The organism is Streptococcus bovimastitidis (assembly GCF_001885095.1).
Taxonomy (GTDB): Bacteria; Bacillota; Bacilli; order Lactobacillales; family Streptococcaceae; genus Streptococcus; species Streptococcus bovimastitidis.
This window is the reverse complement of record NZ_LZDD01000001.1, coordinates 792,051-805,660: the sequence shown is the minus strand read 5'-3', so window position 1 is coordinate 805,660 and position 13,610 is coordinate 792,051. Positions and strand designations below refer to the sequence as shown.

Sequence of the window (13,610 nt, the reverse complement as noted above, 5' to 3'; positions counted from 1 at the left end):
TAAATCTTCGAATTACGATTTGAAGGTTTTTTTCGTGCAAAGTAAAAGACCTAAACATGCAATTTGAAGGAAATGTGATAAAATAAAAGTATGGAAAAAAGAATAATCGAGCTAACTAAGCTCTTAAATCAGTACCGACAAGAATATTATACCAATGATGCACCCTCAGTATCTGATCAAGAGTATGATAAATTGTATCATGAGCTCTTAGACTTAGAAAAAGCTTATCCAGAATTAATTCAAAAAGATAGCCCGACACAAGGTGTTGGCGGGCTTATTTTGTCTGGTTTTGAAAAACACCAACATCCCTATCCCCTTTATAGTTTGCAAGATGCCTTCTCGCATGATGAATTATTGGCGTTTGACCGTCGTGTAAAGGCGGAATTTCCTCAAGCTCAATATGTTGCTGAATTAAAGATTGATGGTTTATCCATTTCTTTAAGCTATGAAGCAGGGCAACTGGTAACAGGGGCAACACGAGGAGACGGTATTGTTGGTGAAAATATTACTGAAAACATCAAGAAAATAAAAGACATTCCTCACAAGCTGAAGCAAGCTATTGATATTACAGTTCGTGGCGAAGCTTATATGTCACGTCAATCTTTTATGGCCATCAACCAAGAAAGACAAGAAAATGGTGAGACGGAATTTGCTAATCCGCGTAATGCAGCTGCGGGTACCTTACGTCAATTAGATACATCTATTGTAGCTAAACGTAATCTTGCAAGTTTTCTTTACCAAGAAGCTAGCCCTAGTCAAGAAGCCAGCCAAGTAGGAGTGCTTGATAAACTTGCTGACCTAGGGTTTGCGGTAAACCAACGACGTTTGTTATCATCGTCAATGGATGAGATTTGGGATTTTATTCAAGAAATTGAAGCTGAACGAGATCAGTTAGCTTATGATATTGATGGTATTGTTATTAAAGTTGCTGACCTGGCCATGCAAGAGGAACTTGGTTTTACTATAAAAGCACCTCGTTGGGCCATTGCTTATAAGTTTCCAGCAGAAGAAAAGGAAGCTGAAATTCTTTCTGTTGACTGGACTATTGGTCGGACAGGCGTTGTCACACCAACAGCTAATCTAACACCTGTTCAATTGGCTGGAACAACTGTCAGTCGTGCAACCCTCCATAATGTTGATTATATCGCTCAAAAGGATATACGTGTCGGTGATACGGTCATCGTTTATAAAGCTGGGGACATTATTCCGGCTGTTCTACGTGTTGTCACTGATAAACGAAAAGACCAAGTTCCAATGGAAATTCCATGTCTTTGTCCTTCTTGTCAAAGTCCACTGACGCATTTGGAAGAAGAAGTGGCTTTGCGTTGTATCAATCCACTTTGTCCAAGCTTAATCCAACGTAGCTTAGAACACTTTGCTAGTCGTAATGCTATGAACATTGCAGGCTTAGGGCCAGCTGTTGTCGAGAAACTTTTTGCGGCTAACTTGATTAAGGACGTTGCTGCTATTTACCGACTTAGTCTTGAGGATCTCTTGTCTTTAGAAGGTGTCAAAGAAAAATCAGCTGAGAAATTGCTGAATGCCATTGCTATTTCCAAAGAAAATTCGGCAGATAAGTTACTCTTTGGACTAGGTATTCGCCACGTTGGGGCAAAAGCTTCACGACTTCTTTTAGAAAGATTTGGTGATATTGAGGCTTTAGCAGGTGCTGATGAAGAAGAGATTGCGACTATTGATGGGTTGGGTCATGTGATTGCCAATTCATTGGCCCAGTATTTTGCTAAGCCAGAAGCTAGTATCTTATTGTCAGAGTTGAAGGCACAGGGTGTGAATTTGACTTATCTTGGTCAAAAAGTTGATCAGTCAGCTGCCTTATATGGTATGACAGTTGTTTTGACTGGTAAGCTTGAGACACTTGGTCGTAATGAGGCTAAGGCGAAATTGGAGACTCTAGGTGCAAAAGTGACCTCTAGTGTTTCTAAGAAAACAGATTTGGTGATTGCTGGCTCAGATGCTGGTTCAAAATTGGATAAGGCAAGGCAGTTGGGAGTCCGTGTTGAAGACGAGCAATGGTTGCTTGATTTGTAATGATGAGGTAAGGAATGAAAAAAGTGAAAAGAGCGAGATTGATTTACAATCCCACATCGGGTCAGGAAATCATGAAAAAAAATGTCGCTGATGTCTTGGATATTTTGGAAGGCTATGGTTATGAAACGTCAGCTTTTCAGACGACAGCTGAACCAAAATCAGCCCATAATGAAGCTAGAAGAGTCGCTGAAACTGGGGTTGATTTGATTATTGCAGCTGGTGGTGATGGAACTATCAACGAAGTCGTTTCAGGAATTGCACCTTTGAAGAAGCGTCCTAAAATGGCTATTATTCCAACGGGAACTACTAATGATTTTGCCAGAGCCTTGAAAATCCCTCGTGGCAATCCTATTAAGGCAGCTCAATTAATTGGGAAAAATCAAACCATTAATATGGACATTGGTAAGGCGCGTGAAGATGCTTACTTTATCAATATAGCAGCTGCGGGTTCTCTGACCGAATTAACTTATAGTGTCCCAAGTCAGTTGAAAACCATGTTCGGCTATTTAGCTTATCTAGCTAAAGGGGTTGAGTTATTGCCACGTGTTAAAAACGTACCGGTAAAAATTACCCACGACGAAGGTGTATTTGAAGGTAAAGTATCCATGATTTTCGCGGCAATCACCAATTCAGTTGGTGGCTTCGAAATGATTGCTCCAGATGCCAAATTGGATGACGGTATGTTTACCCTAATTTTGGTTAAAACAGCTAACCTTTTTGAAATTGTTCACCTGTTAAGACTTGTTCTAGACGGTGGTAAACATGTTAATGACCGTCGAATTGAATACATCAAAACAAGCAGAATTGAAATTGAACCAAAATCTTCAAGTAAAATGATGATTAACTTGGACGGTGAGTATGGTGGAGATGCTCCAATTGTAATTGAAAATCTTAAAAACCATATTACTTTCTTTGCTAATACTGATTTAATTTCAGATGATGCTTACAGTATGGATGACGATGAACCAGAAATTGAAGAAATTGCTCAAAAATTCGCCCATGAGGTAGAAGATTTGGAAGAAAAGAATGGAGGAATTCCAGACTGATGAAAAATGCAGTAACAGTGCACTTTCATTCAAAACAGGGTAATTATTTTGACTTTAGTTTGTGGCAATGGCGGGATGGAAAATTAGGTAAGGAAGCTAGTTTTGATCGCTTTGATAGTTTTGGCATTGTTGCCAATCTAGAATATGAGGCTCCTTATTTCCTTAGTCATGCTTATGTGATTATTAAAAAACAGCAATGGCAGTATAAGACAAAAGATTTCCGCATTGAGCGAGCTTTTGGTCTTCCAAAGACAGAAGTCTGGCTAGTGGATGGAGATGATACCGTCTATTATTCTCGTCAGGCCGCAACCAGTAGTCATTTCTACAAAAACCGTAAAGCGCATGCTTTTGATATGGCTGTTAATAGTAAGGCCTTTGATAAAAAGTGGGGATTTTCTGGATGGCTTGGCTATTCCTATCAAAAAGAAGAAACCACTTTTCGTCTGTGGGCACCGACTGCTTTATCGGTTGATTTGATCTTATTTTCTTCAACGGATGAAAATGCCAGTGTTACAGCAGTTTACCCAATGACTAGAGGTAAGCAAGTTAATGAGCATGACCATAGTAAAAATACTCATGGTCTTTGGGAAATTGCTTTGGAAGGTGATTTCAATTTTCAAGCTTATCATTATCGGGTTCACTATCGAAAGCGGACTTTCCGGGATACGCGCGATCCCTATACTATTGCGACGACTGCTAAAGGGAAGCGCTCTATCGTCATTGCTGATCAGGACTTAAGGCCTAGTGACTTCCAAGTTAAGCAAAGAAAAGAAGCGACCTGGCGATTGGATAATCCCAATCAAGCTCTTATATATGAAATGCATGTTCGTGATTTTTCCATGTCAGAATCGTCAGGTGTGGCTCCAGAAAATCGTGGAAAATATCTAGGATTAATTGAGTCTGGGACCAAAAATGCTTACGGAGATGCAACTGGATTTGATTATGTCAAAAAGCTAGGTGTGACACATATTCAATTACAACCCCTTTTTGACCATCATCAAACCTTTACTGAGGACGGTGATTATGCTTATAATTGGGGCTATGACCCGGAGAATTACAATGTTCCCGAAGCTAGTTTTAGCTCCAATCCCCATAATCCAACTCGGAGAATACATGAATTAAAAAAAGTAATCCAAGCATACCATGATGCCGGTATTAATGTCATTATGGATGTGGTTTACAATCATACGTATTCATCACGTGATTCGTCCTTCCAATTGAGTGTTCCAGACTATTATTATCGAATGAATTCGGATGGTTCCTTCCAAGACGGCTCTGGCTGTGGCAACGAAACAGCTAGTGAAAAAGAAATGTTCCGCAAATATATGATTGATTCACTACTTTATTGGGTTAATGACTATAATATCGATGGTTTCCGCTTTGATTTAATGGGCTTACATGATGTTGAAACGATGAATCAAATTCGTAAGGAACTTGATGCGATTGATCCAAGAATTTTGATTTATGGTGAGGGCTGGGATATGGGCACAGGTTTGATGCCTGAAGATAAAGCCAAGAAAGCCAACGCTTCAAAAATGCCAAGGATTGGCTTCTTTAATGATGACCAACGGAATGCTATTAAAGGTGCGGAAGTCTATGGAAGTCTTGAAAGTGGCTTTGCTTCAGGCGCTGGAAGTGAAGATATTGTCGCCAAAGCTTTTTTAGGTAGTGATGAGATTGTCCCTTATTTGAGTCCTGATCAAGTAGTTAATTATGTAGAAGCTCATGATAATTACAATCTTAATGACTTATTTTGGGCTTTGAATCCTAATGATTCAATAGAAGTTCATAGGAAACGTGTTCAATTAGCAACAGCTATGAATATTTTGACTCAAGGTCTTTCTTTCATGCAAATTGGGCAGGAATTTTTACGAACAAAGCGGGTAGCTAGTGGTGAAAATGGGACATACACTCAAGAAGACTTGGAAAGAGCTATGAATTCCTATAATGCACCTGATTCTGTAAACCAGGTTGATTGGAATTTAGCTACCAAAGAAGCAGAAACAGTAGATTTTGTCCGTCAGTTGATTGCTTTAAAGACGAAAACAAATTATTTTTCCTACGAAACATTTGAAGACATTCGCAAACATGTTTATATTGAATCTGCCCAAAAAGATACGGGCTATATTAGCTATACTGTAGATGATTTGCGGAAATACCAAATTATTTTCACTTGTTTCAGTAAACGTTTGCAAATAGACCCTCAAAGTGCTATAATTGTAACAAATGATAAGTGCTTTCAAATTGAGAAAGAAAACATTGATCAGTTGGCAGCATTGATCCTTGATATCACAAAGTAACCTGAAATTTCAGGTTACTTTTTGTTTTATTAAATTTCTAACTTATTATTTAGAAAATTAGAGAAGGGGAAGTGATGGATAAGGAATTAGCTTTATATACATTTGGTCTAGGAGAAAATTACCGCATTCAAGATTATTTTGGTGTACATGAAACGGTAATGGATGGTCATAAGGGGTTTGTATTTAGAGTTTGGGCACCAAATGCAGAGGCAGTTTTTTTAATTGGAGATTTCACAGATTGGTCTCATAATAAACTTGCCATGGAGAGAAATGAAGCTGGTGTTTGGGAGATTTTTACAGATTTACCTCAAATTGGTCAAATCTATAAATACCTCATTAGACGTCAAGGTGGACAAGAAATTGAGAAGTTAGACCCGGTTGCTATACGTTTTGAGAATAGACCTGGAACTGGCGCTATCGTCCAGCCACTAGCGGATAAGAAATGGAAGGATGCTTTATGGATGGCAAGGCGGAAACGCTTTGGATTTAAAGAGCGACCTGTTTCAATCTACGAAATGCATGCCAATTCTTGGAAAAAAGATGATGATGGAAGGCCATATCAATTTAATGAACTAAAGGAACATTTGATTCCATATTTGAAACAAATGAACTATACCCATGTTGAGTTTATGCCCTTGATGTCTCATCCTCTAGGAATGAGCTGGGGCTATCAATTAATGGCTTATTTTGGGTTCGAAACGACTTATGGTAGTCCCGAAGATTTTCGAGATTTTGTTGAAGAATGTCATCTTAATAACATTGGCGTTTTGGTGGACTGGGTACCTGGTCATTACACTCAAAATGATGATGCTTTAGCCTATTATGATGGGACACCAACTTATGAATATCAAGACCCAGATAGGGCTCGCAATTTTGGTTGGGGGGCACTTAACTTTGATTTGGGAAAAAATCAAGTACAGTCATATTTAATTTCAAGTGCCATGTACTGGATTGAAGCCTTTCATATTGATGGTATTAGAGTTGACGCAGTTAGTAATATGCTTTACCTTGATTACGATCAAGGACCTTGGAAACCTAATCATCTAGGTGGCAACCATAATTTAGAGGCCTTTGCTTTCTTGCAGAAACTCAATCAAGTGATTAAAAAAGATCACCCAGATGTGATGATGATTGCTGAAGAAGCAAGCTCTGATATTCCAATTACCAAACCAATTTCCAAAGGTGGTCTAGGTTTTGACTACAAGTGGAATATGGGTTGGATGAATGATATTTTGAAATTTTACGAGATGGATCCTTATGATCGCAAGTTCCATTTTAACCTCTTAACCTTTAGTTTTATGTACTGTTTCAACGAAAACTTTATTCTTCCATTCTCACATGATGAAGTAGTGCATGGTAAGAAGAGTTTAATGCATAAAATGTGGGGGGATCGCTACAATCAATTTGCTGGTTTAAGAACCCTCTTAACCTATCAAATCTGTCATCCTGGTAAAAAGTTACTTTTTATGGGCTCAGAGTTTGGTCAATTCTTGGAATGGAAATTCGATGACCAATTGGTATGGGAGAATCTTGAAGATAGCTACAATCAGAAGATGCAATCCTTTACTTCGGAACTGAATGCCTTTTATCAGGACCATAACATGTTATGGCAAAATGATCATAATTATGATGGCATTGAAATTATTGATGCTGATAATTCTTTGGAAACTGTCTTGACCTTTACCCGTAAAAATCATAAAGGTGATCTCTTACTTTGTGTCTTTAACATGACACCGGTTGAGAGACAAAACTTTACGATTGGGGTACCTCAGGCTGGTATCTATCAAGAAATTTGGAACACTGAAATGGAGAGTTTTGGAGGTGTTTGGAAAGAACATAATCCAATTACTGAGAGTCAAAAAGAAGTCTGGAAAGACTATCAAAATACCCTTACTTTTACCTTACCTGCTTTAGGAGCAAGTATCTGGAAAGTAAAAAGAAGAAAAAAATAAGTAGCATGGTAGTTATGATTTAGTTAGTTTTGGTCATTATGGCCAAGAAAGGAAAGTTTATGAAAAATGAAATGTTAGCACTCATTCTTGCTGGTGGTCAAGGTACGCGTTTGGGGAAATTAACGCAAACAATTGCCAAACCAGCAGTTCAATTTGGAGGAAGATATCGGATTATCGATTTTGCTCTCTCAAATTGTGCCAATTCAGGTATTGATAATGTGGGAGTTATTACGCAGTATGAGCCTCTTGCTTTAAACAATCATATTGGAAATGGTTCTTCTTGGGGATTAGAAGGAATTGACAGGGGCGCAACAATTCTGCAACCTTACTCGGCTACAGAAGGTAATCGTTGGTTCCAAGGAACCAGTCATGCTATTTATCAAAATATTGATTACATTGATAGCATCAATCCAGAATATGTTCTCATCTTATCAGGTGACCATATTTATAAAATGGACTATGATGAAATGCTTCAAACCCATAAAGATAATCTAGCTAGTTTAACAGTAGCTGTCTTGGATGTTCCTTTAAAAGAAGCTAGTCGTTTTGGTATTATGAATACTGATACAAATGATCGCATCGTTGAATTTGAAGAAAAACCAAAAAATCCAAAATCAACTAAAGCATCAATGGGTATTTACATCTTCAATTGGCAAAGACTAAGAAGTATGTTGATTGATGCTGAGAAAAACAATATTGATATGTCAGACTTTGGGTCAAATGTCATCCCTGCTTACCTAGAAGCTGGTGAGCGTGTCTATACATACAACTTCCAAGGCTATTGGAAAGACGTTGGTACGATTGAATCACTTTGGGAAGCAAACATGGAGTATATTGCTGAAAACAACGCTCTCGATAGTCGTAATCGTTCTTGGAAAATTTATTCTAAAAACCATATTGCACCACCAAACTTTATTTCTGAGCATTCAGAAGTCAAAGATTCCCTTATTGTTGATGGTTGTTTTGTGACTGGTAAAGTTGAACATTCTATTCTTTCAGCTAACGTCCACATGAAACAAGGTGCAGAAGTTAAAGATTCATTTATCATGTCAGGTGCCATTATTGGTGAACGTGCCAAAATTAATCGTGCTATTATTGGTGAAGGTGCTGTTATTGGAAATGATGTTGTCATTGATGGTACAGATGAAATTCAAGTAATTGGTTATAAGGAAGTAGTGGGGGTTTCAAATGAAGAGTGATAAATATTCAGCAATTTTAGGGAGTGCAATTGGTTTTCCAGAAATGGGTGGTCTTACAGATAAACGTCCACTAGCCAATTTACCATTTGACGGTAAATACCGTCTCATTGACTTTCACCTTTCAAATCTTGCTAATGCAGGTGTTAAAAGCATTTATGGTATTTTCCGTGCTGAAAATATTCGTTCAGTCTTTGACCATGTTCGTAGTGGACGTGAATGGGGACTCAACTCTCTTTTAAGTCATTATTTCCTTGGCTTTTATGATACGAAAGAAAATTCCAAAGAGACTGATGCTGACTATTACGAGCAAATTCTAACATACCTCAGACGGTCTGGCTCAGACCAAACCATCTATATGAGTTGTGATATTTTATGTAATATTGAACTTGACCAGGTCATTCACCTACACAATGCTAATAAACGAAACATTACTGTAGTCTATAAAAAGACACCAGTTGAATCTATTTCTCCAGAGAATGATATTTTAGAAATTGATGAGTCAGACACTGTTGTTGGACGGAGTCATGTTAGTGAAAAAGAAGGCATTGAAAAAATGTCTGCTGGTATTTACATTGTCAATACAGACTGGCTGATTTCTAAGATGGAAATCGAAGCTCAAAAAGAACATCCTCAAAAATTGCGTTTCTTGCTTCGTGATTTAACAGTTAATGAAGGTGCCTTGGCCTTTGAATATACTGGTTATATGGCTAATATCCATTCTATTAAATCTTATTATGATGCTAATATGGATATGTTAGATCCGCTTAAATTCTATTCATTACTTTACTCTAACCAAAAAGTATACACACGCGTAAAAAATGAGGAAGCTACTTACTTTGCTGAGGAGTCAGAAGTTAATAATTCACAATTCGCCTCTGGTAGTGTCGTAAAAGGAACTGTGAATCATTCCATTATTTCACGTAACTGTCATTTAGAGCTTGATTCAAAAATTAGCCATTCTATTGTCTCACCAAAAGTAACTATTGGTGAGGGAGCAGTTGTTGAATATGCAATTGTTGATAAATCAGTTAAAGTTGCTCCAGGTGTTGTTATCCGAGGAACAAAAGAAGATCCGATTGTTGTTCCTAAAGGTAGTCATGTAGTAGAGGATATGATTAAATGAAAATATTATTTGTCGCAGCAGAGGGAGCACCTTTTGCAAAGACAGGAGGCTTAGGTGATGTCATTGGGGCACTGCCTAAATCTCTTGTTAAACACGGCAATCAAGTTGCTGTCATTCTGCCTTATTACGATATGATTGATCACAAGTTTGGTGATCAAGTTGAAAATGTTTTATATTTTTACACGCAAGTAGGATGGAGACGTCAATATGTAGGTATCAAAAAGATTGTCAAAGATCAAGTTAGTTTTTACTTTATTGATAACAGAGATTATTTCTTTAGAGGTCATGTTTATGGTGATTGGGATGATGGTGAGCGTTTTGCATTTTTCCAATTAGCAGCTCTTGAAGCTATGGAAAAAATTGATTTTATTCCTGATGTCCTTCATGTTCATGATTATCATACAGCTATGATTCCTTATCTAGTAAGGGAAAAATATGCTTGGGTAAATGCTTATCGCAATATTAAAACAATCTTTACTATTCATAATATTGAATTCCAAGGTCAGTTTGCCCCAGATATGTTAGGAGACCTCTTCGGTGTGGGAAGTGAACGATACGAAGATGGCACATTGCGTTGGAATAATTGTTTAAACTGGATGAAAGCGGCCGTTTTGTATTCTGACAAAGTGACAACCGTTTCACCGTCCTATGCTCATGAGATTCAAACCCCTGCATTTGGTAAAGGTTTAGATCATGTGATGCGGATGGAAGCTGGAAAATTAAGTGGTGTGGTCAATGGGATTGATACTGATTTGTTCAACCCTGAAAATGATCCTTTCCTACCTCATCCATTTTCTGTTGATGATTTAGAAGGGAAAGCGATTAACAAAAGAGCCTTGCAAGAAAGATTAGGCTTACCTGTTAAGGAAGATGTTCCTTTAATTGGTATTGTTTCCCGATTGACAGATCAGAAAGGCTTTGATTTGGTTGTATCAGAACTTGAAAACTTGATGCAATTAGATATTCAAATGGTTGTTCTAGGAACAGGCTACCAACAATATGAAGAAGCCTTCTCATGGTTTGCCCAACAATATCCTGAAAAGTTATCAGCAAATATTACATTCGACCTAGGATTGGCTCAGATGATTTATGGAGCCGGTGATCTTTTCTTAATGCCAAGTGCTTTCGAACCATGTGGCTTATCGCAAATGATGGCAATGCGTTATGGTACTTTGCCAATTGTTCATGAAATAGGCGGTCTTAAAGATACTGTACAAGCATACAATACCTTTGAAAAAACAGGGACTGGCTTTACCTTTAATCATTTTTCAGGTTACTGGATGACACAAACCATTTTGTCAGCCTTGGATATTTACTATCATAATCAAAGCGACTGGCAAATGCTTCAAAAAAATGCGATGACTCGAGATTTTTCTTGGGACACAGCAAGTTTAGCTTACCTGACTCTTTATGAGCATCTGATGAATCATTATTGAGAGGCAAAAATGAAAGTCACAAAAGAACAATTTATTCGTGATTTTAAGGATACTTTACACGAAGAACAACTAATCAAAGTGCCTGCAGCAACAGACACCGAACTCTTTGTTGCCTTAGCTAAATTGATTAGAAAATATTACACTAACACTTGGATTAATCGAAATAAAGCATTAACCGAAGAAAAAGCCAAGGTTGCTTACTATTTTTCAATCGAATTTTTGCCAGGTCGAATGCTTGAAACCAACCTCTTAAATTTAGGTATCTTAGATACAGCCAAAGAAGCTTTTGCGGAATTAGGTGTGGATTTTGATGCAGTTAAGTCTGCTGAGCATGATATGGCTTTGGGAAATGGTGGCCTTGGTCGTCTTGCTGCGGCCTTTATGGACTCGCTAGCGACGACCGGTTACCCAGGTTTTGGTAATGGCTTACGCTACCAATATGGTTTATTTAAGCAGCGCATCGTTGATGGCTACCAGGTAGAATTACCTGATTCCTGGTTCGGATCAACCGGTAATGTCTGGGAAGTCCGTAAAGACCATGACATTGTTGATGTTAAGTTATATGGTAATGTCTATTTAAAATCAAATGCAGAAGGCAAATTAGTCCCTGTTTATGAAGGAGCACAAATTCTTAAGGCAGTGCCTTACGATGTCCCTCAGATTGGCTTTGAAAATGAAGTTATCAATAATCTTCGCCTTTGGGATGTGGAAATTCCCCAAGAAAATGAATTAGATTATCCAACAATCGAGTCAAGACGTGCTATTCAAGATATTACGGCTGTCCTTTATCCGGATGATAGTAGTTATGAGGGCAAACGACTCAGATTAATTCAAGAGTACTTCATGACCAGTGCTGGACTACAAACCATTATCAAGTCCTATTTGAAACAAGGTTTACCGTTGGAAGAAATCTATAAAAAAGTTTCTGTCCATATTAATGATACGCATCCGGCAGTAGCACCCGCTGAATTTATGCGGCTCTTGATTGATGACTATAATTTAGAATGGCTAGATGCTTGGCAAGCAACCATTAAAACCATGTCTTATACCAATCATACGATTTTATCTGAAGCCTTGGAAAAATGGGATGCTGAGCTTTTCAAAACAGTATTACCACGTGTCTACCAAATCATTCTAGAGATTGATAACCGTTTTGTGGCAGAACTGGCTCAAAAAGGTGTAGCTCCTGAAATCATTGAAAATACCCGTATCGTTAAAGATAATATGATTCATATGGCTCACTTAGCCATTATCGGAGGTCATTCAGTCAATGGGGTTGCTAAACTCCATACAGAACTCTTAAAAGAAGATACGCTTAAAGATTTTTACTATCTTTACCCGGAAAAATTCAATAATAAGACCAATGGTATTGTTCAAAGACGCTGGACTCAAATTGCAGCACCTGAATTATCAAAAACCATTGATCAAGTTATTGGAGCAGGTTGGCGCAAGGATATCCATGAACTACGTAAGTTACAAGATTTTGTCGGTGATGACCAAGTTCTTGAAGATTTCTATCAAGTCAAACAAGTGGCTAAAGAGCGCTTAGCAAAATACATCTATCAAACCACTAATCAAGAAGTTTCCACAGATGCCATTTTTGATGTTCAAGTTAAACGACTACACGCTTATAAACGGCAATTGTTAAATGTTCTTCATATTATCAAACGTTACCTTGATTTAAAAGAAAATCCTGACTTAGATGTTGTACCGCGGGTTTTCATTTTTGGGGCAAAAGCTGCGCCGGGATATCATTTTGCCAAGTCAGTCATTAAAGTGATTAATGAACTTGCCAACCTGATAAACAAGGATGCTACCCTAAAAGGTAAACTCAAAGTCATATTCCTTGAGAATTACAATGTTAGTCTGGCAGAATTAATTATTCCTGCAGCTGATGTGTCAGAACAGATTTCACTTGCTTCTAAAGAGGCCTCTGGTACTTCAAACATGAAATTCATGATGACTGGTGCCATTACTTTGGCAACCTTAGATGGTGCTAACATTGAAATCAAAGATGAAGTCGGTGATGATAATATTGTCATTTTTGGTATGGATAAGGATCAAGTCTACGATCATTATGCTAAACATGACTATTTCTCACGCGGATTATATGAATCTAATCCAATGATTCGACGAATTGTCGATAGCTTTGTTAATGGTACGATACCAAATTGCCAAAGTGAAGGTATGGAAATTTATGAAGCTTTGATTACCCATAATGATGATTACTTCTTATTAGAAGACTTAGAATCATATATTGAAGCGCAAGGTAAAATTGATGACCTCTATCGCAATCGTCAAAAATGGATGCAGATGAGTTTAATCAATATTGCGACATCTGATAAATTCACGTCAGATGATACCATTCGCGAATATGCCAAAGAAATTTGGAACTTGGAAAGCTAAATATTTTGAAACTTTTAACCAATAGAGAGAGCAAGATGACTTGCTCTCTCTTATTTTTCACAAACTTTGTAATATTCCTTTTTTATTGGTATAATAGAA

General features: G+C 37.7%; 8 protein-coding genes. All 8 read left to right on the top strand.

The genetic code is table 11. The features are described from left to right. Window positions 1-90 precede the first annotated feature (90 nt). The 8 genes from ligA (at window position 91) to A9Q68_RS03835 (ending at window position 13,511) form a co-directional block, all read left to right on the top strand. Window positions 91-2,049, top strand: coding sequence for an NAD-dependent DNA ligase LigA (gene ligA, locus A9Q68_RS03870; protein WP_071793370.1), 1,959 nt, complete (start codon window positions 91-93; stop codon window positions 2,047-2,049). 14 nt (window positions 2,050-2,063) lie between these two features. Further along, window positions 2,064-3,095, top strand: coding sequence for a diacylglycerol kinase family lipid kinase (locus tag A9Q68_RS03865; RefSeq protein WP_071793369.1), 1,032 nt, complete (start codon window positions 2,064-2,066; stop codon window positions 3,093-3,095). Continuing rightward, a complete protein-coding gene (gene pulA / locus A9Q68_RS03860) occupies window positions 3,095-5,395 on the top strand; it encodes a type I pullulanase (protein WP_071793368.1) in 2,301 nt (766 codons plus the stop codon). The genes A9Q68_RS03865 and pulA overlap by 1 nt, the downstream gene beginning before the upstream one ends. A 74-nt stretch (window positions 5,396-5,469) precedes the next feature. After that, window positions 5,470-7,347: a 1,4-alpha-glucan branching protein GlgB gene (gene glgB, locus A9Q68_RS03855; protein WP_071793367.1), complete on the top strand. Its 1,878-nt coding sequence runs from the start codon at window positions 5,470-5,472 to the stop codon at window positions 7,345-7,347. A 59-nt stretch (window positions 7,348-7,406) separates the two neighbouring features. Further along, window positions 7,407-8,546, top strand: coding sequence for a glucose-1-phosphate adenylyltransferase (locus A9Q68_RS03850; RefSeq protein ID WP_071793366.1), 1,140 nt, complete (start codon window positions 7,407-7,409; stop codon window positions 8,544-8,546). Further along, window positions 8,536-9,669: a glucose-1-phosphate adenylyltransferase subunit GlgD gene (glgD, locus tag A9Q68_RS03845; protein WP_071793365.1), complete on the top strand. Its 1,134-nt coding sequence runs from the start codon at window positions 8,536-8,538 to the stop codon at window positions 9,667-9,669. Before A9Q68_RS03850 ends, glgD begins: the two co-directional genes overlap by 11 nt. After that, a complete protein-coding gene (glgA, locus tag A9Q68_RS03840) occupies window positions 9,666-11,105 on the top strand; it encodes a glycogen synthase GlgA (protein WP_071793364.1) in 1,440 nt (479 codons plus the stop codon). Before glgD ends, glgA begins: the two co-directional genes overlap by 4 nt. Before the next feature lie 9 nt (window positions 11,106-11,114). Continuing rightward, window positions 11,115-13,511 carry a glycogen/starch/alpha-glucan phosphorylase gene (locus A9Q68_RS03835; protein ID WP_071793363.1) on the top strand — a complete coding sequence of 799 codons (2,397 nt, stop codon included), beginning with the start codon at window positions 11,115-11,117 and terminating at the stop codon, window positions 13,509-13,511. Window positions 13,512-13,610 lie beyond the last annotated feature (99 nt).

Bases quoted from the DNA above. Each gene is read 5' to 3' on its own strand.
- pulA (WP_071793368.1), top strand. From the start codon at position 3,095: ATGAAAAATGCAGTAACAGTGCACTTTCATTCAAAACAGGGTAATTAT.
- A9Q68_RS03835 (WP_071793363.1), top strand. From the start codon at position 11,115: ATGAAAGTCACAAAAGAACAATTTATTCGTGATTTTAAGGATACTTTA.
- A9Q68_RS03865 (WP_071793369.1), top strand. From the start codon at position 2,064: ATGAAAAAAGTGAAAAGAGCGAGATTGATTTACAATCCCACATCGGGT.
- glgD (WP_071793365.1), top strand. From the start codon at position 8,536: ATGAAGAGTGATAAATATTCAGCAATTTTAGGGAGTGCAATTGGTTTT.
- A9Q68_RS03850 (WP_071793366.1), top strand. From the start codon at position 7,407: ATGAAAAATGAAATGTTAGCACTCATTCTTGCTGGTGGTCAAGGTACG.
- glgA (WP_071793364.1), top strand. From the start codon at position 9,666: ATGAAAATATTATTTGTCGCAGCAGAGGGAGCACCTTTTGCAAAGACA.
- glgB (WP_071793367.1), top strand. From the start codon at position 5,470: ATGGATAAGGAATTAGCTTTATATACATTTGGTCTAGGAGAAAATTAC.
- ligA (WP_071793370.1), top strand. From the start codon at position 91: ATGGAAAAAAGAATAATCGAGCTAACTAAGCTCTTAAATCAGTACCGA.